The sequence below is a fragment of the Pseudomonas sp. S2_H10 genome (genome assembly GCF_054668285.1).
Map to the genome: position 1 here is coordinate 1,482,841 of NZ_CP162754.1, position 21,848 is coordinate 1,504,688.

Below are 21,848 nucleotides of genomic sequence, written 5' to 3' on the forward strand. Positions count from 1 at the left end.
ACGCAGCAGGCGACGAGGGACAGGATTCAGGTACGCAGGGGTTTGATGTTCATCGCCCGGTTGGGCACGAAGGGGTAGTTGGTTTTCAGGCCACCGGGGCGGCTGTTCCAGTGCGGGATCAGCACCAGCGCCGAGAACATCGCGCAGCCGGCGAAGACGATGAACACGGTAACGGTGTCGAAGTAGCCCGGCAGCAACCCGCCGAGGATCGCCCCGACCGAGCCGCAGCCGTTGACGAAACCGGCTGCCGTGGCGCCGGCCTTGGCCGTGCCGAAGTCGATGGCGGCCGCGCCGCTGATCATCGAGTCCGGTCCATAGAGGGTCAGACCCATGACGAACAGCAGCGCCACCACCAGCAGTACGCTGCCGGTATGCAGGGCGCCCATGAAAAACGCCAGGGACACGGTCAGCGCCAACAGGCTGATCACACAAGCCGGCATGCGCCGGGCGCCGAACAGTTTGTCCGAGGCCAGGCCGATCAGGATCGGGCCGAGCAAACCGGCCAGTTCAAACGCGGTCGGAATGATCGCCGCACCGACCTTGCCCACCGAAGGCATCTGTTCGAAGACGATCACCGGCCCCCACAGCAGAATCGCGTAGCGCGCCGGCTTCAGCATGAAGTACGCCAGCCCCAACACCAGCACGGTGCGGTTGCGCAGGATTTCCTTCAACGGCTCCCACATGCTGATTTTGCTTTGGGCTTCCGCTTGTTCGGCGGTCAGCTCAGGTTCCGGCTCCACCGCCGGCAAGCCGACGTCTTCCGGTTTGTTGCGTTGGAAAATAAAAAACAGCACGGCGACCAGCCCAACCACCGCCGCACTGGAAACAAACGCCGCATGCCAGCTACCGATGAGCGTGTACGCCCACCAGCCGGCAAACGGCGAGGCTACCAGACCACCAAAGGCATAGCAGGAACTCCACAGGCCCAATACCCGCCCGCGCTGCTCGGAGGGAAAGAAGCTGCCGAGGTTCTTGCACAAGCCCGACCATCCGGTGGACTGCGCCAGGCCCTGGATCAGCATGCAGGTAGCGAAAATCGGCAAGGTTGCAAAGTTGCCCATCACCAGCGCCGCGCCAGCGGAAATCAGCAATCCGCCCAGCACCACGACCCGTGGACCAAAGCGGTCGGCAAGAATGCCCCAGGTGAATTGGCCGACGGCGTAAGCCGTCAGGTAGATGGCGTCGAGGTTGGCCATGGCCATTTTGTCGAGCATGAAGGTCGGGTCTTCGGCGATGCCGAGCTTGGCCACCGAGAACGCTTTGCGGGTGAAGTAGAAAGCGGCGTAGGCGAGCCAGGTGATCGCGAAGATCTGCACGCGCCAACGCTTGATGGTGCCGATGTGCTTGTTCATTGTAGTTCTGACCTCAGGGTGTGAGTGTGCCGGCAGAATTTGCAAGAAAACGCCTGTTTTTTTATTGTTGAGCACTGCGATATCGGCCTGTCGCTACGGCGGATACCGGTCAGATGAGTCCTGTGATTGCACGCCCAGGCTCATGGCACCCGCTGCTGTTCGACTGAACAGTCAACGGGGCTGAGGTTGATAAAAACAATTACTGATTAATAAGTGAAATCGATTTATCGTATTTCCAAAATAAGCCCAGCTTGTTATTGGAGATTCCCGTGTCGGTTTCCCACGCCCAACTCAAAGCCTTCCATGCCGTGGCGGTCCATGGAAGCTTTACCAAAGCCGCCGAGCGGCTATTTCTCACGCAGCCGGCGATTTCCGACCAAGTGCGCAAACTCGAAGAGCGCTACGGGGTTTTGCTGTTTCACCGCAACAAGCGCTCGGTGCGCCTGACCGACCTTGGCGAGCGTCTGCTGAGCGTGACCCAGCGGCTTTTCGTGATCGAGGCCGAAGCGCAGGAACTGTTGCAGGACTCCCAGGCCTTGCAGACCGGCAGCCTGATTCTGGCGGTGGATGCGCCGGTGCACGTGCTGCCGCAAATTGCCCGGTTCTGTGAACGCTACCCCGGGATCAGCGTGAAGATCGAAACCGGCAACACCGATGAATCGCTGTTTCGCCTGTTCAACTATCAGGCCGACCTGGCGTTGCTCGGCCGTGACGTCAGCGATGAACGGTTGATCTCCCTGCCCCTGCGCAACGACCCGATGGTCGCGTTCGTGTCGCGCAACCATCCGTGGGCCGACCGCGAATCCATCACCCTGGCAGACCTTGACGACACGCCGCTGGTCTTACGGGAAATCGGTTCGGTGACCCGGCAGACACTGGAAGAGGAAATGGCCGGTGCCGGGTTTCGCATTCGCCCGGCGATCCAGGTCGAAGGCCGGGAGGCGGCGCGGGAAGCGGTGGTGGTCGGGATTGGCGTGGGCGTGGTGTCGGCTGCCGAGTTTGGCGCGGACTCCCGGGTTTGCGCGCTGCCGATTATCGATTGCAAACGACGGCTGACTGAAACCCTGGTGTGCCTGCGGGAGCAGAGTTCGCGGCGGGTGGTGGCGACGTTTCTGCAGATGGTTCGCGAGAGTCTGGTGTAGGCAGGTCTGACGCCATCGCGGGCAAGCCACGCTCCCACAGGTATTGGGTCGTACACGATACCTGTGGGAGCGGGCTTGCCCGCGATTACAGACAACTCGGTCTACCTGACGGGCGCCAAGCCGAAAAACGCCTGAATCAGGCGCAAATCCCGCCGCCGTTCCATGCACCCGATCATGTGCCGGTTCACCAATCCCTCGCCAATGATCGGCACCGCCGCCACTCGCGGGTCGTGGCTGACCTCCACCGACGACACCACCCCCACCCCCAGTTCAGCGGCCACGGCTTCAGTCACCGCTTCGCGGCTGTCCAGTTCCAGCAGCACCCGCGGATTGACCCTGGCCTGGGCGCAAGCCTCATCGAAGGTGCGCCGGGTAATCGAACTCGGTTCACGCAGCACCATGATCACCTGGTCCAGCTCCTTGAGCTGCACGCCTTTGGTCTTTTGCGCCCAGGGATGCCCGTCGGGCACCAGCGCGCAAATCCGTGATTCGTTCAGCGCTTGCAGGTGCAGGCCCTTGCGCGGTTCGACTTCGGTCAACACCGCCACGTCGGCATGTTCGGACAGCAGCGCCGCCAGGGTTTCCTGGGCATTGCCCAGGCGCAGGTTCACCGTGATCCCCGGATAGCGCGCGCGCAGGCTGGCGAGCATCGGCATGACCATGTGCGGACCGTCCGCCGCCACCTCCAGGCGCCCGGTCAACAATTGCCGGTTGGCTTCAAGCATCACCTGCGCCTCTTCGGCGAGGCCGAACATCGCTCGGGTGATCGCCGCCAGCTTGGTGCCCTCCTCCGTCAGCTCGACTCGACGGGCGGTGCGGCGCAGCAAAGTGATCTGGTAGTGCTCCTCCAGGGCCTTGATGTGCCCGGTAACCGCCGGCTGGCTGATGAACAGCCGCGCCGCCGCCCGGGTAAAACTGCCTTCCCGGGCCACGGCATCGAAGGCGCGGAGCTGAAACAGGTTCATGAATAACCCTCACTGATGGCTGGCATAACAATAAACAATTTGATTGATAGCACGGCAAATTGCAATTTAAGCCCCGTAGCTTCATCCCATCGATTGCGAGGACACGAGAATGAGTATTGCCGAACCCATCCTGCTCACCCCGGGGCCGTTGACCACTTCGGCCCGCACCCGTCAGGCGATGATGATCGACTGGGGTTCATGGGATGACCGCTTCAATCAACTGACCGCCAGCCTCTGCGAGCAACTGCTGGCAATCATCAACGGCGCCGCCACGCACCACTGCGTGCCCTTGCAAGGCAGTGGCACCTTCGCGGTCGAGGCAGCGATCGGCACGCTGGTGCCTCGCGATGGCAAGGTTCTGGTGTTGATCAACGGCGCCTACGGCAAACGCCTGGCGAAAATCTGCGAAGTGCTGGGCCGCTCGTTCAGCACCTTCGAAACCGCCGAAGACGAGCCGACCACCGCCGCCGACGTCGACCGCCTGTTGCGTGCCGATGCCGGTATCACTCACGTTGCGCTGATCCACTGCGAAACCAGCACCGGTATCCTCAACCCGCTGCCGGAAATTGCCCACGTCATTTCGCAACACGGCAAACGCCTGATCATCGACGCCATGAGTTCCTTCGGTGCGCTGCCGGTGGACGCGCAACAGGTGCCGTTCGACGCCCTGATCGCCGCCTCGGGCAAATGCCTGGAAGGCGTACCAGGCATGGGTTTTGTCTTCGCTCGCAAGGAATCCCTGACTGCTGCCGCCGGCAATTCGCACTCGCTGGCGATGGATTTGTACGACCAACACGCCTACATGGCCAAGACCGGCCAGTGGCGCTTCACCCCGCCGACCCACGTGGTCGCGGCGCTGCACGAAGCCCTGCTGCAATACAACGAAGAAGGCGGCTTGCCGGCGCGGCACGCACGCTACGCCGCCAACTGCCAGGCCTTGATGGAAGAGATGGGCAAACTGGGGCTGCGCAGCTTCCTGCCGGCGGCCATTCAGGCGCCGATCATCGCCACCTTCCACGCCCCGAAAGATCCGCGCTACGCGTTCAAGGAATTCTACGAGCGGGTCAAGGCCAAGGGTTACATCCTCTACCCCGGCAAACTGACCCAGGTCGAAACCTTCCGCGTCGGCTGCATCGGCCACGTACAACCGTCCGAAATGCGTGAAGCCGTGGCGGCGATTGCCGAAGTGTTGCGTGAGATGGAAGTGCTCGAGATCTGATCTTGCAGGCGACCGAGCTGTTGTAGGAACTGGCTTGCCAGCGATCCACACACCTCGGTCCATCAGTCATGCCCAATTATCGTTCATCGCTGGCAAGCCAGCTCCTACAGGACACCGATACTCATGAACTACGCCAACCCAACCAAACTGCAAGCCGCCATCCTCGACTGGGCCGGCACCGTGGTCGACTTCGGCTCCTTCGCGCCGACGCAGATTTTCGTCGAGGCCTTCGCCGAGTTCGACGTCCAGGTCTCCATCGAAGAGGCCCGTGGCCCGATGGGCATGGGCAAATGGGACCACATCCGCACCCTGTGCGATCTGCCGGCAGTTGCCGAGCGTTATCGCAAAGTGTTCGGCCGCACGCCGACCGACGATGACGTCACCGCCATCTATCAGCGTTTCATGCCGCTGCAGATCGAAAAAATCGCCGAGCACTCGGCGCTGATCCCGGGTGCGCTGGAGACCATCGCCAACCTGCGCCAGCAGGGGATCAAGATCGGCTCCTGCTCCGGCTACCCGAAACAGGTCATGGACAAAGTGGTCGAACTGGCCGCCACCAACGGCTACGTGGCCGATCACGTGGTCGCCACCGACGAAGTCCCGAATGGTCGCCCATGGCCCGCCCAGGCGCTGGCCAATGTCATCGCCCTGGGCATCGACGATGTCGCGGCGTGCGTGAAGATCGACGACACCGTGCCAGGCATTCTCGAAGGTCGCCGCGCCGGCATGTGGACCGTGGCGCTGATCTGCTCGGGCAACGCCCTGGGCCTGGACTACGAAGGTTATCGCGCACTGGCCAGCGACCAGTTGGACAGCGAGCGCAAGCGCATCCACGGGATGTTCGAGAGTTCGCGCCCGCACTACATGATCGACACCATCACCGATCTGCCGCAAGTGATCGCCGACATCAACAAGCGCCTGGCCAACGGCGAAATGCCGCAATCGAGCTAAAAAACGCCACACCGCCCCTGTAGGAGCGAGCCTGCTCGCGATGGTCGCCAGCGATGACGCCGGCAGCCTGACACCCAGTGGTGTCCCGGAGTCCATCGCGAGCAGGCTCGCTCCTACAGGGGTTCTTCGAATCAGAGCATCCAGCGACCAATCGCCTCAGGCAAACCCGGTGAAACAGGATTACAGTTAAAGCACACCGTCAGACTAGAACGGTGGCTTTAAACCGGACCTGTGAGGAACATCGTATGCCGTGGAAGAACTCTGCCTCGCGCTACAGCACCGTATCGATCACGCTGCATTGGTTGATGCTGGTCCTGCTGGCACTGGTTTACGCCTGTATCGAGTTTCGCGGGCTGTTTCCCAAGGGCAGTGGTGGGCGCACGCTGATCGTCGAATCACACTTCATGCTCGGCCTGACCGTGTTCGTCCTGGTCTGGCTGCGACTGTTCGCACGCAGCCTCGGCCCGGCGCCGCAGATCTTCCCCGCCTCGCCGCTATGGCAAACGACATTGGCCAGGCTGATGCACTGGGCGCTGTACATTTTCATGATCGCGACGCCGATTCTCGGCTGGCTGGTCACCAGCGCCAAAGGCAATCAGGTGATGTTCTACGGTTTCGACCTGCCCATGCCGATAGCAGAAAACAAGGATTTCGCCAAACAACTGCAGGGCTGGCACGAGCTCGGCGGCACCATCGGCTATTGGCTGATCGGCCTGCATGCCGTGGCCGGGCTGTATCATCACTATGTGGTGGGCGATAACACCTTGCTGCGGATGATGCCCAAAAGCGTAAACCGTGATACCTGAGGCCACATTGGCTTTCGGTGACTTTCAGATTTGTGAACTGAACCCCCGCCGCCCCTGCAAGCCGCCCGTGTGGACGAAGATCAGCCGCGTGCCACGGGCGAACTTCCCCGCCTCGACTTGTTGCTTGAGGGCCATGAGGGCCTTGCCGGTGTACAGCGGCTCAAGGGGAATGCCGCTGGCCTGTTCGTTTTTTTCGATGAAGTCGAGCAGCAGCGGATCGACCTTGGCGAACCCGCCGCGACTGGCATCGATCAGTTCATACCTCGCATTGACTACACCGGCTTGCTGCACGATTTGCTCGACCATCTGCGCCACCCCATGATCGTCAGGCACCGCCAGGGCACCGTACACCGGATGCTCCCCCGCTTCGGCCAGCACCAGGCCAGCCAGCGTCGTGCCGGTGCCGCAGGCCAGCCACCAGCCGTCGTAGTCGCTCCAGCCCAAGTCCTGCAATTGTGCGCAAACGGCGGCCCGCAATGGCCTGCAACCCAAGGCGCCAGGCAACCCGCCTCCCCCTTCAGGCACTGGATGCAAGGTCGGGTAACGGGTTTGCCAGGGCTGCCAGAAATCCGCCTCATGCCGCGCTCGATAGCCTGCGTAACCCAGCCAGTGCAGTTGCATGCCGAACGCCTGCAAGTCTTTGACCGTCGGGGTTTCCTGAGGATGGCCGCGCAACAGGCCGACGGTGGCAAAGCCGAATCGCTTGCCCGCCGCCGCCAACGCGTGAAGGTGATTGGAATGCGCGCCACCGAGACTGATGATGCCTTCGGTACCCAGGCGGTCGGCAGTTTTCAGGTGTTCGACGAGCTTGAACCATTTGTTGCCGCTGATCAGCGGATCGATCCGATCCAGGCGCAGGATCGCCACTTCAATGCCGGCTTGAGCGAGCCAGTCGAGGTGAAGAGGTTCGAGGGGAGCCTGGGGTAGCCAGGTGTCGGGAGGGAAAGCATCGGTGCCGGCTCTGGGTGAAGAGCCGGCATCTTAACAGCTGATTTGTGGTGAGCAGCCTGACGAGTGGATTACAACTGCGCCGCCAATCGCGAACCCTGATTGATCGCCCGCTTGGCATCCAGTTCTGCCGCGACATCCGCGCCGCCGATCAGGTGCACGCTCTGCCCCGCCGACACCAGACCGTCATGCAACTCACGCAGCGGGTCCTGCCCGGCGCAAATCACGATGTTGTCCACCGGCAACAGCTGCGGTTCGCCGGTTTCGCCGATGCGGATGTGCAGGCCTTCGTCGTCGATCTTCAGGTATTCGACGCTGTTGAGCATCTGCACCTGCTTGTTCTTCAGACCGGTGCGATGGATCCAGCCGGTGGTCTTGCCCAGGCCGTCGCCGACCTTGGACGTCTTGCGTTGCAGCAGGAACACTTCACGGGCCGGCGCGTGGGGCGCGGCCTTGATACCGGCAACACCACCGCGAGCCTCAAGGTGCGTATCAATGCCCCATTCCTTCCAGAACGCGGCGCGATCCTGACTGGTGGCGACGCCTTCGTGGACGAGGAACTCGGAGACGTCGAAACCGATGCCGCCGGCGCCAATCACCGCGACACGCTTGCCGACCGGCTTGCGCTCCAGGATCACGTCCAGGTAGCTCAGCACCTTGGCGTTTTCCACGCCCGGAATCGCCGGCACGCGCGGCGCAATGCCGGTGGCCAGAATGATCTCGTCGTAGCCGCCCTCGACCAGCGCGGCCACGTCGACGCGGGTGTTCAGGCACACCTCGACGTTGGTGGTCTGCAGCTTGCGGTTGAAGTAGCGAATGGTCTCGAAGAACTCTTCCTTGCCCGGTACGCGCTTGGCGATGTTGAACTGACCGCCGATTTCGCTGGCCGAATCGAACAGTGTCACCTGGTGACCCCGCTCGGCGGCCACGGTCGCGGCGGACAGACCGGCAGGGCCGGCACCGACCACGGCGATTTTTTTCAGTTGCTGCACCGGCAGGTAGTTGAGCTCGGTTTCGTGGCAGGCACGCGGGTTGACCAGGCAACTGGTCAGCTTGCCGCCGAAGGTGTGATCGAGGCAGGCCTGGTTGCAACCGATGCAGGTGTTGATCTCATCGGCGCGGCCTTGCGCGGCCTTGTTGACGAAGTCCGGGTCGGCGAGGAACGGCCGCGCCATGGACACCATGTCGGCATCGCCCTCGGCGAGGATCTGCTCGGCCACTTCCGGGGTGTTGATGCGGTTGGTGGTGATCAGCGGGATATTGACCGAACCCCGCAGCTTGGCCGTGACCTTGCTGAACGCCGCGCGCGGCACTTTGGTGGCGATGGTGGGGATCCGCGCTTCGTGCCAGCCGATACCGGTGTTGATGATGGTCGCGCCGGCCTGCTCGATGGCCTTGGCCAGTTGCACGATTTCGTCCCAGGTGCTGCCGCCTTCGACCAGGTCGAGCATCGACAGACGGAAAATGATGATGAAGTTCGGGCCGACCGCTTCACGCACCCGGCGAACGATTTCCACCGGCAGGCGCATGCGGTTTTCGTAGCTGCCGCCCCAGCGGTCGGTACGGTGGTTGGTGTGGGCGGCGAGGAACTGGTTAATGAAATAACCTTCCGAACCCATGATTTCCACACCGTCGTACTCGGCGGTTTGTGCCAGAACCGAGCAGGTGACGAAATCGCTGATCTGCTTCTCGATGCCTTCCTCGTCCAGCTCCCCGGGCTTGAACGGGTTGATCGGCGCTTGAATGGCGCTCGGCGCAACCTGTTTCGGGCTGTAGGCATAACGACCGGCATGGAGGATCTGCATGCAGATCTTGCCGCCCGCGTCGTGCACGGCACGGGTAACGATACGGTGCTTGAGCGCCTCTTCTTCGGTGGTCAGCTTGGCCGCACCGGAATACACACCGCCTTCGTCGTTCGGGCCGATACCGCCGGTGACCATCAGGCCGACGCCGCCACGGGCACGTTCGGCAAAGTACGCCGCCATGCGCTCGAAACCACCCGGCTTCTCTTCAAGGCCGGTGTGCATCGAGCCCATCAGCGTGCGATTGCGCAGCGTGGTGAAACCCAGGTCCAGCGGAGCCAACAGGTGCGGGTATTGAGCGGCGGTCATCGGTAACTCCACATCGATCGATCACGGAAAGTGCAGGAGCTCTGCGGCTCCCATCAGTCATGTTCGACAGACTAAGAGCCGTGACGTCATGGCTCAATGACCATAAATAACAACTTATTGATCAAAACGTGCAGCCCTTGACGGCATAACCGCCCTCTGCGGTCAAACTCAAAAGCCGAAGTAGATAAATGCCGTAATGGCTGCCATACCCCACGCGGCCAACGCCATGACAGTTGAGTTTTGCGGTAACTGAAATTCGCTTGTTTGCTGTCCATCTGTCTTCGAAAGACCGGCCTGGTCATAGTAGCCATACCGGACTGCCCGGTAGGTACATCCAAGACCGACCAACAAAAACACAGTGATCAGGCCAAGCACCAGTCCACGCCTGATAGCCGGTTTAGCCAATGCGGCAAGGTGATCCTGCTCGCAGGCAGCGCTGTTGAGTTGCACGATGGTAATTCGTTGATAGTCGGTCGAAGACCGCTTGTGCCCAATCTGGATCGCCGCCTGTTGCTCCAGATCCAGCGCCTGATACCTCCAGAGCGTCGACGAGCTTTTTCGGCAGAAGGTAAACACGGCAGGACTTGAAGCGGAGATGATGCAAGCGTCGTCGATATCCAGTTTTTTCAGGGTTTCCATGGCCGATCGGGTGAAGTCCAGATCGAACACCGAGGCAGCTCCGAAGGCAGAAGCCACAACCGAAGCCAACAGGCTGATCAAGAGGCAGGTGGCTGAAATGTTCACGGCCGAATTTCCCTTTTTCATTATTTGATTGCGCAGCCCGGTACCGGCCTGCCTTGTCGAGCTCCAGTACGCTGCTGGCACCCGGAAATCAGGTGGAAGAAGAAAGGGAGGGCATCCATTGCCCTCCCTTCCGTGGTCCACGTTCCTTGCGACAGTGCCTGTCAGAACATCAAGAGGCCAGGATGAAGTCCGAGGCCGAGATGGTGTTAGGGTCACCCACACCTACCAGGGTGATGGTGCCGGCACCGAAGGTGAGCAATGTATCCGCTCCCAGATCGGTAACGTTGACACTGCTGTTGAACGTCGCAGCCGTGATACCGCCCCCGACGAAGTTGAGCAGATCCTGGCCACCCGCCGCGTTGGCATCGAAGCCGATGATCCGATCGTTGCCGAAGGGCAGCAGTCCGAACACGAAGACATCGTCGCCAGCGCTGGCATTCATCGTGTCGTTGCCGGCACCACCCGTCATGGCGTCGTTGCCGGCACCACCATCGAGGATGTCGTTGCCCAGACCGCCCAGCAAGGTGTCGCCGCCGTCGCCGCCGGTGAGGGTGTCATTGCCCACCCCGCCGGTGATGACGTTGTTCGACGCGTTGCCGGTACCGACGAAGTTGCCGACGCCGGTGAAGATCATGTGCTCGACGTTGGCACCCAGGGTGTAGCTGTTGAGTGTCGTCTGCACGGAGTCCTCACCTTCACCTGCCACCTCGGTCACCAGATCCCCGGTTGAATTGACGTTGAAGGTGTCGCCGCCGACGCCACCGACCATCCGGTCATTGCCCGCACCGCCAATGAGGAAGTCGTTGCCGGTTGCACCGAGCAAGGTGTCGTTGCCGTCACCGCCGTTGAGCGTGTCATTACCGGCTCCAGCGGTAATGATGTTGTTCAATGCGTTGCCGGTACCGTTGAAGTTGCCGACGCCGGTGAAGATCATGTGCTCGACGTTGGCACCCAGTGTGTAGCTGTTGAGTGTTGTCTGTACGGAGTCCGCACCCTCACCCGCCACCTCGGTCACCAGGTCCCCGGTCGAGTCGACGCGGAAGGTGTCGTTGCCGACGCCACCGACCATCCGGTCATTGCCCGCACCACCGTTGAGGAAGTCGTTGCCGGCTCCACCGAGCAAGGTGTCGTTGCCGTCAGCGCCGCTGAGGGTGTCATTACCCACCCCGCCAGTGATGATGTTGGCCAGCTCGTTGCCGTTGCCGGTGAAGTTGCCGGTTCCGGTGAAGATCATGTGCTCGACGTTGGCACCCAATGTGTAGCTGTTGAGTGTCGTCTGTACGGAATCCGCACCCTCACCCGCCGTCTCGACCACCTGGTCTCCGCTCGAATCGACGCGGAAGGTGTCGTTGCCGGCGCCACCGACCATCCGGTCATTGCCCGCACCGCCATTGAGGAAGTCGTTGCCGGCTGCACCTATCAGTGTGTCGTTGCCGTCACCGCCGTTGAGGGTGTCATTGGCCGTCCCACCGGTCATGATGTTGTTCAACGCGTTGCCGTTGCCGGTGAAGTTGGCGGCGCCGAGATAGATCATGTGCTCCATGTTGGCGCCCAGTGTGAAGCTGGCCAGCGTGGTCTGTACGGAGTCCGCACCCTCGCCGGCCAACTCGGTCAGCACATCCCCGGCCGAGTCGACGCGGTAGGTGTCGTTGCCGACTCCGCCCAGCATCTGGTCATTGCCCGCACCGCCATTGAGGAAGTCATTGCCTTCCTCACCATTGAGGAAGTCGTTGCCATCCCCGCCGTTGAGAGTGTCGTCGCCGATGCCGCCAAACAACTGGTCGACACCCCCCAGGCCATTGAGCGTATCGTTTCCGGCCAGGCCAAACAGCACATCGCTACCGGCGGTACCGTTGAGGGTGTTCGCCAGGGCGTCACCCGTTTGTACCGCACCCAGCAGCACGACCAGCGCCGTCGCCGCAGAGGTCACCGACTCCAGTGTGCCGAAGCCATCGGTGTAGCGCGCGATCACCCGGATTTGCTGGTTGATCTGCGCCGCGCCTGGGGTGAAGTTCACGCCAGTCGCGCCAGCGATATTGGTGAAGGTAGTCCCGGTACCTTGCTGCCATTGATAGCTGAATGCGCCCACGCCGTCCGGATCGACAATCGCGGCCGTCTGTGCGGTCAGCACCTGCCCTTGAGTCGGTGTGGTATCGCTGATCAGCAACGCACCTGTCGGTGCATCGTTGACGTTGACCACCGGCGCCGTGGCATCGGACGGCACGCTTTCAGCGACACCGAAGTCATCCACGTAACTGACCACCACGCGCACCTGGTTGCCGACCTGAGCCTGGCCAAGCGTAAGCGTGCTGCCGGTGGCACCGGCGATGTTGACGAAGGTAACCCCGTTGGTCACCTGCCACTGGAAGGTGAACTGCGGATTGCTGAGGCCATCGACGTCGATGATGCTCGACGGGTCGGCGGTCAACACCTGGTTCTGTGTTGCAAGCCCGGTGACGGTTGGCCCTGCCGTCGGTGTGTTGTTCGCCGACGAGGAGACAAACTCCAGCGTGCCATTGCCATCCTGATACACCGCCCGAACACGGATGTTCAGGCCGGCGACATCATCCGCCACCCGGTAGGTGGCGCCGATCGCCCGCGATACCTCGCCTGCGGCGACGAAGGTGATGTCTTCATAGACACCCGAGCCAGCAACGTTTTCGACTTGCCAGTAGTAAGACACGGGACCGGTAACCGCACCGGTCGCATTGGTTGCACTCACGCTGTCCAGGTCGCGGATCGACTGACTGCTGACCCGCAGCAACTGACCGGCGACAGGCGTATCGTCACGCGCACCGGTAGTAGCGTCGAGAATTGCCAGACGCCCCACAGGTCCACTGTTCACAGCGGTGCCCACTCCGGTCGCCTGCGCCTGGTCAGAGAACTGCAGGCGTTCGATGCCCGTCAGACGATCGACACCATCACGGCCCGCCACCAGGTCGGTCACGACGACGGCATTGCCGTCGAGCGTGACGGTGTACTCCGACGCATTACCGGAATACACCGCGGTGTCGAAGTTGTCAGTGCCGGCCAGAATCTCCCGCACGACGACCAGTTGGCCCGGATTGTAGGTACCGTTGAGCATAAACGGCACCAGCGGCTCCATGCTGTTGAAACTGGCGATTTCCGCGCCGGTACCATCAGCGTTTGCCCGTACGCTGATGCGTACGTTCAGCCACTTGTCACCATCGATGATGTCGTCACCGCCGCGACCTTCGATGAGGTCGCTGCCGCTACCACCGAGGATGATGTTGCCGCCGTCGTAGAACGTCGCTCCGGCTGCCAGTAGATCGGACAGGCCGTTGATCAGACTGATGTTGGTCAGAACACTGCCGGTTGCACCCGCGGTAGGTAGCGATGTCGCATCTTCGTTATCACCGCGCAGGAAGTCACCGTGTGTCGAACCCGACAGGCCTTCCATGATGTCGAAGCGCACCAGCGCCGAGGCTCCCGAACCCGGCATCGGTGGCACATCGAAGAAGCGGTCGCTGTAATCGATGGTCACGCCCTGGGCGAGATCCTTGAAGGTCGCCCAGTCATAGCCCGAGCCGCCGATATAGCGGTCACCAAAGCCGAGGCTGCCAACCATGATGTCGTCGCCGCCTTCGCCGTTGAACTTATCGTTCTCGTTGCCGCCGACGAATACATCGTTGCCGATCACCGGATCGTTGCCGAGCGGATCGAAGTTGTCGCCAGGTGCACCGTCCGAGGTGCCCTTCTCGATCCAGTCGTCGCCTTCGTTACCCATGTCCTGTTCGTTGGCCTTGCTGCCCAGGATGAAGTCGTTGCCCTGGCCACCAATCGCTTCGGAGGCGTCTTCACCGGTGACGATGAAGTCGCTGCCGAACCCGCCAATGATCAGGTTGACGCCATTGCCGCCGTGCAGCACGTCGTTGCCGTCGCCACCCTGGATGTTATCGTCGCCACCGGTGTCGGTGATGATGTCGTCGCCAGCGCCGCCACGCAGCTGGTCGTTGCCGTCACCGCCGTCGATGCGGTCGTTGCCGCCGTCGCCCCAGACCGTGTCGTCGCCTTCACTGGAGATGAGGATGTCGTTGCCGTCGGTACCACCCAGCACGATGTGCTCGTCACCGCTGTAGCGGATGTAGTTGGTGTCCGCGCCCACGGTCAGCGGGTTGTCGCGGAACACCACCTGTTCGCCGTTCGGGCCAAGTGGATCGACCGCGAGCAGGCCTTCGTTGAATTGCTTGCCCTGATCCACTTCCAGGTAGAAGCCAGGGTCCGAGAACACCAGGCCAGGCAGGTGCGTGGCCGAGGTGTTGGCCATGATCAGCTTGGCGAACGAGTTGCTTTCAAGCTCCGCGTTCATCGACAGGCCAGAGGTACGCTCCAGGTAGTAGAAGCGATCGCCGTCCTGCAGTTTTTCCATCTGGTTCTCGAACACGAAGTTGAAGGTCGAGCCGAGCATGCCGCCGAACGGCGTTTTCTGTTCGGCAAGGCCGCCAATCCACATATCGATGGCATCGACGCCCGTGACCGTCACTCCCTTCAGGTCGTCGGCAGTACCCAGCACTCCATCCCTGCCGGGCAGCGTCACGTTGGCATAGGCACCGGTACCGTTGAGGAAGTCCAGGCGGTCAGCCGGGGCACCCACACCACCGAACACCAGTGCCAGGGCTGCATCGCGTTTGGCATCCATCGTGATCGCCGACGTGATCGAGGCATGCGTACCGTAGGCCGCGATGAAGTTGATCAACGACTCTGGATGCTTGAGGTGCTGCACCAGGTCGACCCAGCTGTTGTACGGCTTGAGTTGGGTGTCACCGGTTTGGCTGTAGATGTCGCGACGGAACGCGTTGAGTGAAGGAATCCCTACGTCGCGGCCACGGGCGATGTTGATCGCCGGCAGGTCGAGCGGCAGGCCGAGCAGGTTGTTACGCAGCGCCTCGGTGACGAACTCGTCGATTTCGTTACCGGCTTGCCGGGTCACCCCGCGCACGATCGCACTGGTCGCATCCTCTGGCGACACGCCACTGGCGGCATACGCCAACGGGTTGAGGAACGCCGCGATCAAGCCCAGTTGCTGATCGGGATTGGCGCTGGCCGGATCGCCCACCACGTTGAAGTCGATGTCGTAGCGATCGACCGTCTCGGTCAGCATCGAGTGGCCGAACCGGTACACGGTGTGGGCGAACTCGGCGACGATCGAGGGATCGAGGTCGACGTCATAGACCTGGGTCGGAGCGAAGAACAGGTCAACGTTAGGCTGGATGGTCCGCGCAAACTCCTCGAACACCAGGTGTTGATACTGCATCTCGGTGCCGAACTTGGCAGCCTGGAACAAGCGCTCGCCATTCCACTGCAGCGCATCGAACTCGGCCTGGGTGGTTGGCAATGCTGCCACCGGATTGAGCAGCCACTCGTTGAGGAAGGTCACGTCACCCGAATCGAGCACGGTGTCCTTGGTCTGCTGGACCAGACGGTTGTGCTCGGAGTGGAAGATCGCATGCACCGCGGTCAGGCCGATGTTCTCGTTGACCCGGCCGTCGCCAGCGATGTAGTGAGCGTCGAGCAGTTCGTTGTCATAGGTCAGGTTGTTGCCGGCCGGGCCAGTGGGCTGCGCATTACCGACAAGGGCGTCGGTATCCGCCTGCAGAACCCCACCGACGATTACTGGTGCGGCATTGTTGTTGATGTCGACGAGGAACTGGTGACCGGTACGCACAGCAGTGGTCAGGCTGATGGGGGAAGTCGGATCGCCTTCGACAAGCACGTCATCCGCCGTACCACCAATGCCGTCAGCCCCCCTCATCACAACCATCGGGAAGCCGTTCGGCCCCTTGATGAAATTGCCATAGGCGTCTGTCGCCAACAGTGGGGAGTTATCGACGTCGGCATCGGTCAGGTTGATGCCCAGAACGTCGCGGGCCTGAGCCTTGACTACCTTCCAGGTCGCCATGCCCCCGATTTCGACGTCGTCCGCGGTACCATATGTGCCATCCGCGCCCAGGTCACGGTTAGTGATCAACCTGCCGTTGGCGACGGGGCCATCAGCGGTAAGGTCATAAGCGCGCAGGAACACCTGGTGCGACGGGTGCGAGCTATAGGTCTGGTTCTGGTCCACGAACGGCGTCGTGGTGTTGGTTTGCTCATGGATGTCATCGGCCGTGCCGAGAATGCCATCCGCCCCAGGCAGGTTGGTCGCGCGGGTCACCACCATGAAGTTGGTGTTGCCGCCTGGCACAAACAGCGGATCATCCGGTTGCAGCGGGATGAAGATGGTGCCCGAACCGCCTTTGGTCACCAGGTCCAGGCCATGGTCGAAGAACTGCCCGAAGAACGTCATCCAGGAGTTGAACGGTGCGGACAGCCCCGCATCCGCCGCGGTGTTCTCGAACATGTACACATCTTGGTCGTCGGCAGTACCGAACTGACCGTCCAGGCCAGGGCTGGCGACTACCCGTACGCCATCCTTGAGCACGTCGTCGTTACCCACCGCGCCGAAGTTGAGCACGCCGTCCGCGCCCACGTCGTGGGCCGCGGCATAGGCCGCCGGGTTGTTCGACGTCTGGTCGGAGATCAGGTTACTGATGGTGCGCGGCTGCGAGTCAAACACATTGCCGGCGTTCTGCGCATACGACGATCCAGGGACGGCCGGCGAGCCGGGGCCGAAGAAGCCGGCAGGCACACCTTCCGCCGGATTGAAGACCGGATCGCTCAAGCGCGGAAAGACGTTGTCGGCGGCACCAAACTCGGTGTTGTTGTGGCCATTGAGGTTCATCAGGTTGTTGTTCGACCCGTCGACCGCACGCAGGCCCAACGGCGCGCGAATGTTCGGGATCAGCGAGAGGATGTCCTGACCAGACGCTTCAGCCTCGGCAATCTTGATCTGGTCAAGAATGAAGTTGAGGTCGGAGCGGACCATGTGCAGGCCCGCGCCACCCGCGCTGGCATCCACCACAGGTACTGGCGCCGTCGGTACCACCGGCGTGCCGGGAGCTACTACACCAGTCGGCTCAGAGAACAACACTTCAGTGGTGCCATGAGCATCCTGGTAGATCGCCTTGACCCGCAACGACAACCCGGCAAGGTCGGGAGAGACCTTGAACGTGGTGCCGTCGGCACTCTGGAATGCCAGGTCGCCGGCCGGCAAGAGGATGATGTCCTCGAAAACGCCGCTGCCTGGCGTTGACTCGAACTGCCAGTAGTAGGACACCGAGCTATTGATCAAGCCCAGCGGATTACCCGCCGTGATGTTGTCGGCATCGCGCAACGCGTTCACGTTGACCGTCAGCGTGTCGCCCACGACTATCGCACCGCCGTTGCCGTCGATGACAGCCGGACTGCCAGTCGGCTGGGCATTGAGCCCCGGTACCAGCACTTGCTGCTCATCGGAGAACTGCAGGCGTTCGATATGCAGCAGGGTATCGGTGCCGTCGCGGCCCGCTACGCTATCTGTCACCGTATAGACATCGTCCGCCAGATCGACCGTGCCGCGGTCATCAACGGTAACCGTGTACTCGGAGGCAACCCCGGAGTAAATGGCGGTGTCGAAGGCCGCCCCGCCCGTCGAGGTACCCGGCATGATTTCCCGCACGGCCTTGAGCTGACCGGGGTTAATGGTACCGTCGATCATGAACGGGATCATATCGACCATGCTGTCGAAGGAGGCGACCTCAGGGCCCGTATGGTTGACGTCGCCAGGGGCATAAACGGCAATCCTGACGTTGATCCATTTGTCGCCGTCGATCAGGTCGTCACCACCGCGACCTTCGATCAGGTCACTGCCATCGCCGCCAAGGATGATGTTGCCAGTGGCAAAGCCGGTAACCGGCAAGCCGGCATCGGCCAGGAACTGATCCAGTCCGCGGATCAACGCGACATTGGTCAGTGCACTGCCCGTGGCACCACCGTGGTTGATGATGGTGTCAGCATCGACATCATCGCCTTTGAGCACGTCGCCGAAGCTCGAACCGGACAAACCCTCGACCTCGGCAAAACGGTCGAGAATCGAGGCCGGCGAGGCGCCGACCGGATTGAATACCCCGGCGTTCTGGTTTGGCGCGTTGCCGTGTGGCTGCGCCAGCGCGGCCAGGCTCAGGTCAGCGGTCACGCCAACCTTGTCATTCTTGTAGGTGATCCAGTCGAAGCCGGACATGCCGTCCATCTTGTCCTGGGCATCGCTGCCGACAAAGATGTCATCGCCACCCTCGCCGATCATTTCGTCGAAGCCACCGCCACCGACAAAGATATCGTTGCCGATGATGTCGTCATTGAGCAGCGGCGAGAAGTTATCGCCTGGCGCACCGTCCTGGGTGCCTTTCTCGATCCAGTCATCACCTTCGTTACCGGTCGGTGGCAGGTTGGTCTTGGCACCGAGGATGAAGTCGTCACCCTGGCCACCGAAGGTGGTGGTGATGTCTTCAGTGGTGATGATGAAGTCCTGGCCATCGCCACCCAGGATCAGGTTGCCTAAAGCAAACATGCTGCCCGCCACGATCACATCGTTACCGGCATTACCTTCCAGACGGTTGTCGCCGAACGAGTCGCTGATGATGTCATCGCCATCGCCGCCCAGCACCGCATCGTTCCCCGCACCGCCTTCGAGGCGGTCGTTGCCGGCGTCGCCGTAAACGGTGTCATCGCCATCACCGGAAATGATGATGTCATTGCCGGCGGTGCCGCCCATGACCACATGATCTTCACCGGTGTACTGCAGGTAATTGGTGTCCGCACCGGGGGTGTCGGGGTTGTCGCGAATCACCAGCGGCACGACTTCCACGCCGTTGATCATGATGCCGCCGGTCGGATCGTCGTGGCCACCCACGCCAAGGCCGGTGAACTGATTGGCCTGATTCACTTCGAGAGTGAAGGTCGGTGTCAGGAACACGGTGTTCGACAGGTGGGTGACATCGCTGTTGAGCATGATCAACTTGGCAAACGAGTTGTTCTCAAGCTCAGTGCCGAAGTTCAGGCCCGCGGTACGCGACAGGTAGTAGAAGCGGTCGCCGTTCTGCAACGCTTCCAGCTGGGTTTCAAACACGAAGTTGAACGTCGAGCCGAGCATGCCGCCGAACGGCATTTTCTGTTCGGCGAGGCCACCGACCCAGAAGTCGACATCGTCGAGCCCGGTGATCGTCACGCCCGTCACGTCGTCTGCGGTACCCACTACCCCATCCGCGCCGGCCTGCGTTACGTTGGCCCAGGCACCGGTGCTATTGAGGAAGTCCAGGCGGTCGGCAGGCGAACCCGCGCCACCGAATACCAGCGCCAGGGCAGCAGCGCGTTTGTCTGCCAGCGTGGTCGCCGACGTAATCGAGCTATGTGTGCCATAGGCCGCGATGAAGTTGACCAGCGACTCGGGGTGCTTGAGGTGGTCCACCAGGTCAGCCCAACTGATGTACGGCTTCAGCTGGCTGTCGCCGGTCGCTCCGTACATATCACGACGCGCTTCATTCAAGGTAGGGATGCCAGTGTCACGACCACGCGCCAGGTTCAGGGCCGGCAAATCGAGCGGCAGGCCGAGCAGGTTGTTGCGCAAGGCTTCAGTGACGAACTCGTCGATCTCGTTGCCGAGCTGGCGGGTCACGCCACGAATGATCGCACCTGCCGCCTCGTCTGCGGTCGCACCGCTGCCGGCGAACGCCAGCGGATTGAGGAAGGCCGCGATCAGGCCCAGTTGCGAGTCCGGATTGTTCGGATCAGTGAGCAGCGGATTGAACGCAGGGTCGAAGCGATCGACGGTCTCGGTCAACATCGAGTGACCGAAGCGGTACACCACGTGGGCGAACTCGGCGAGGATCGCCGGGTTGATCGAGGTGTCGTAGCCGTTGGGCGCGAGGAACTCGTCGACCTGCGGCTGCACGGTCCGCGCGAACTCTTCGAACACCAGGTGTTGGTACTGCATCTCGGTACCGAACTTGGCGGCCTGGAACAGGCGTTCGCCGTCCCACACCAACGCCGCGATCCCGGCAGGTGTAGTCGGTATTGCGGTCACGTCGTCAGCCAGCCACTGATTGAGGAAGGCCAGGTCGCCGGAGGCCAGGATGGTGTCCTTGGACTGCTGGACCAGGCGGTTGTGTTCGGAGTGGAACACATGGTGCACGGTGGTCAGGCCGATGTTCTCGTTGGCCCGGCCGTCGCCGGCAATGTAGTGGGCGTCGAGCAGTTCGTTGTCATAGGTCAGGTTGTTGCCGGTCGGGCCAGTGGGCTGCGCATTACCGACCAGGGCGTCGCCATCCGCCTGCAGAACCCCGCCAACGACGACCGGCGCGGCATTGTGCGCGATGTCGTCAAGGAAGGCGTGCCCGGTGCTCACGGCGTTGGTCAGACTGATGGGCGCTGCGCGGTTGCCTTCGACCAGTTGAGTGACGTCATCCGCCGTGCCCGCGATGCCGTCGGCACCGTTGCTGACGCGAATCACTACCTGCGGCATGCCGTTAGGCCCGCGGATGAAGTTGCCGTAGGCATCGGTTGCCAGTAACGGCACGTTGTGCACATCGGCGTCGGTCAGGTTGATACCGAGCATGTCACGGGCCTGGGCCTTGACCACTGCCCAGGTGGCCATGCCATCACCGGCGCCATCATCGGCAGTGCCGAAGATGCCATCGGCACCGAGGTCGCGGTTGGAAATCAGGTTCCCCGTTGCCACAGGGTCACCTGCCGCGTTGAGGACGTACTCGCGCAGGAACACCTGATGCGAGGGGTGCGAGCTGTAGGTCTGGCTTTGGTCGACGAACGGCGAGGTGGTATTGCTCTGGCCATCATCGGCAGTGCCGACTACGCCGTCCGCGCCAGCGGTACGCACCGCACGTGAGAGCACCATGAAGTTGGTCGGGCTGCCCGGTACGAACAACGGATCGTCCGGTTGCAGCGGAATGAATACGAGGTCGGTAGCGCTCTTGGTGACCAGGTCGAGGCCGTGGTCGAAGAACTGACCGAAGAACGTCATCCACGAGTTGAAGCCGGCGGTCAGGCCGGCGTCTGCCGACTGGTTGGGAAAGAAGAACACATCCTTGTCATCGGCCGTGCCGAAGACCCCGTCCAGACCGGGGCTGGAGACGATCTCTACGCCATCCTTGAGGACGTCGTCATTACCCGCGCCCACCACACCGAAGTTGAGCACTCCGTCCAGGCCGGGGTCGAAAGCTGAGGCATAGGCCGCCGGGTTGTTGGCGGTCTGATCGACTATCAGATTACTGATGATCCGTGGTTGCGGGTCGAACACCGTCCCTGTCCCGACATAGTCCGGCAGGAACGAGGGTTCAAGCAGGCGCGGGAAGGCGTTGTCCGCGGCGCCGAACTCACTCTGGCCGGTGACCAGGTTGTTCAGGCTGCCATCGACGGTACGCAGGCCGAATGGCACCTGACTGTTGGGTAGCAAATCACTGAGGCTGGTGCCGTCGGCATTCGCCTCCGCGATGAAGATTTGCTTGAGGATGAACTCCAGGTCCGACTTGTTGAAATTGGCCATTTTGGATTGCCCTCGATCTATTTGGGTAAAGGCACGGGACGAGAAGGTCCACCCGCGCCAAGTCAAATGCTGGCTTGTGCAGTTTTTTGGTCTTGTTTTTAGCGAGAGAGCTGGCGTTACCCGGGACCCGGGATACGCGCCTGGAATTCGCGTAGTGAATTGCCCGCCGAACGGTC

The 21,848-nt window shown here is 61.8% G+C and carries 9 protein-coding genes and 1 pseudogene; 4 read left to right on the forward strand and 6 right to left on the reverse strand.

Annotated features, from left to right (window positions below):
- Positions 1–26: 26 nt before the first annotated feature.
- Complete coding sequence (locus AB4O16_RS06540; protein ID WP_460157340.1) at positions 27–1,352, reverse strand: MFS transporter; 1,326 nt, start codon at positions 1,350–1,352, stop codon at positions 27–29.
- Between the two features lie 269 nt (positions 1,353–1,621).
- On the opposite strand from AB4O16_RS06540, the gene AB4O16_RS06545 reads away from it, so the two are divergent.
- Complete coding sequence (locus AB4O16_RS06545) at positions 1,622–2,494, forward strand: LysR family transcriptional regulator (protein ID WP_110660817.1); 873 nt, start codon at positions 1,622–1,624, stop codon at positions 2,492–2,494.
- Between the two features lie 101 nt (positions 2,495–2,595).
- Here the strand turns inward: AB4O16_RS06545 and AB4O16_RS06550 are convergent, their stop codons facing one another.
- Complete coding sequence (locus tag AB4O16_RS06550; RefSeq protein ID WP_154861372.1) at positions 2,596–3,459, reverse strand: LysR substrate-binding domain-containing protein; 864 nt, start codon at positions 3,457–3,459, stop codon at positions 2,596–2,598.
- A 109-nt stretch (positions 3,460–3,568) separates the two neighbouring features.
- Here AB4O16_RS06550 and AB4O16_RS06555 point away from each other — a divergent pair, with 109 nt between their 5' ends.
- From AB4O16_RS06555 to AB4O16_RS06565, 3 genes are all read left to right on the forward strand, one after another.
- Positions 3,569–4,678: a 2-aminoethylphosphonate--pyruvate transaminase gene (locus AB4O16_RS06555; protein ID WP_160389208.1), complete on the forward strand. Its 1,110-nt coding sequence runs from the start codon at positions 3,569–3,571 to the stop codon at positions 4,676–4,678.
- Positions 4,679–4,801: 123 nt separating this feature from the next.
- Positions 4,802–5,629 carry a phosphonoacetaldehyde hydrolase gene (gene phnX, locus AB4O16_RS06560; RefSeq protein WP_160389207.1) on the forward strand — a complete coding sequence of 276 codons (828 nt, stop codon included), beginning with the start codon at positions 4,802–4,804 and terminating at the stop codon, positions 5,627–5,629.
- 245 nt (positions 5,630–5,874) lie between these two features.
- A complete protein-coding gene (locus tag AB4O16_RS06565) occupies positions 5,875–6,435 on the forward strand; it encodes a cytochrome b (RefSeq protein WP_160389206.1) in 561 nt (186 codons plus the stop codon).
- Between the two features lie 24 nt (positions 6,436–6,459).
- On the opposite strand, the pseudogene AB4O16_RS06570 reads toward AB4O16_RS06565, so the two are convergent.
- The 4 genes and pseudogenes from AB4O16_RS06570 to AB4O16_RS06585 all read right to left on the reverse strand — a co-directional run.
- A pseudogene (locus tag AB4O16_RS06570) lies at positions 6,460–7,377 on the reverse strand (1-aminocyclopropane-1-carboxylate deaminase/D-cysteine desulfhydrase); the annotation flags it as partial.
- Positions 7,378–7,454: 77 nt separating this feature from the next.
- Positions 7,455–9,494, reverse strand: a complete 2,040-nt coding sequence (locus AB4O16_RS06575) for an oxidoreductase (protein WP_460157341.1) — start codon at positions 9,492–9,494, stop codon at positions 7,455–7,457.
- A gap of 168 nt (positions 9,495–9,662) precedes the next feature.
- Positions 9,663–10,238: a hypothetical protein gene (locus AB4O16_RS06580; protein ID WP_160389203.1), complete on the reverse strand. Its 576-nt coding sequence runs from the start codon at positions 10,236–10,238 to the stop codon at positions 9,663–9,665.
- 169 nt (positions 10,239–10,407) lie between these two features.
- Positions 10,408–21,672, reverse strand: coding sequence for a peroxidase family protein (locus AB4O16_RS06585; RefSeq protein ID WP_460157342.1), 11,265 nt, complete (start codon positions 21,670–21,672; stop codon positions 10,408–10,410).
- Positions 21,673–21,848: the final 176 nt, after the last annotated feature.